General features: G+C 62.0%; 1 protein-coding gene. It reads left to right on the top strand.

What is annotated here, in order from left to right; all coding sequences use genetic code 11:
* The first annotated feature begins 71 nt into the window (after window positions 1-71).
* Window positions 72-584, top strand: coding sequence for a Scr1 family TA system antitoxin-like transcriptional regulator (locus AB0C20_RS36435; protein ID WP_357569748.1), 513 nt, complete (start codon window positions 72-74; stop codon window positions 582-584).
* Window positions 585-1016 lie beyond the last annotated feature (432 nt).

The following is a 1016-nucleotide window of genomic DNA, read 5'->3' as shown; positions in this document are numbered from 1 at the left end:
CAGAACCCGGCAGCACCGTACCCAGGCGCCAACTCGGCAGGTACCTCCGCGACCTGCGATCCTAAACCGGAATGACCATCGTGGAGGTGGCGAAGAAGGCCGAGCTCAGCACGAGCACGATTCAGCGCTTCGAACGAGGGCTGTTCCCGGCGAAGCTGCGCACGCGGGACATCCGGGCCCTCTGCGAGGTGTTCGGTGCCGACGACAACCTGACGGCTGCGCTGGAAGGGCTTGCACGACAAGCGAATGTGCAGAGCTGGTGGCACGAGTACGACGATGTGATCCCTCGGTCCTTCAACGTGTACATGGGCCTCGAGGCGTCGGTGGAGCGGATGTACACCTACTCCCCGGACGCAGTCGTCGGGTTGCTGCAAACGCCGGACTACGCGCCGCCGTGCTCGGCCGATGGACATCGGGCGCCGAGGGGCGTGACGATGCGGCCGCGTGGGTGGCCTATCGCGCGACCGCGGATCGCGATTCCGCCCTGTATGCCCAGATCGAGGCCAAAATCCGGGTGCTCGACCGGCGAATCGGGGCCGATGCAACGCAGATGCAACGTTTCGGCTCGTAGGCTCCGCGTCTGAAAGTGCTCTGACTCACACTCGCAGGTCACACTGTGGTTTCGGGCACATCTCTGTCCGGTTATCGGTCGAGTTGGACATCGGTCCGATTTTTTTTGAAGGATCTCGTTCCTTTTTATAAGTCTTCGGCCTAATGTTCGCTGCATGACACGGTGTGCGTGATTCGCCACCGGACGCAGGAGATGAGGCCGGGGAATGCGTCGGCCGGGATGTTGGAGGGTGTCGGTTCGATATGACTTGGTGACCACTCTGGTTCACCGAAATTACTGAGACGCAATCTATTTCGATTCTTCGCACCCACGCGGTCGGGGCGTGTGGTGTCTTCGCCGAACCATCTGTGGCCATGCCTCCGCGCGTGCCTCCGGGCCGCATCCGGGGCCTGTTTCGTGCTGCCCGAAAACGTTCGGTTGCTGGGTATTTCGTCGATCGAGGAGG

Source organism: Micromonospora sp. NPDC048843 (assembly GCF_040649965.1).
Lineage (GTDB): Bacteria > Actinomycetota > Actinomycetes > Mycobacteriales > Micromonosporaceae > Micromonospora > Micromonospora hortensis.
Note: the sequence above shows the minus strand (reverse complement) of the source record. Positions and strands in the feature narration are given on the sequence as shown.

What these genes read in the sequence shown, in the direction of transcription:
- AB0C20_RS36435 (WP_357569748.1), top strand. Translation starts at nt 72, where the DNA reads ATGACCATCGTGGAGGTGGCGAAGAAGGCCGAGCTCAGCACGAGCACG.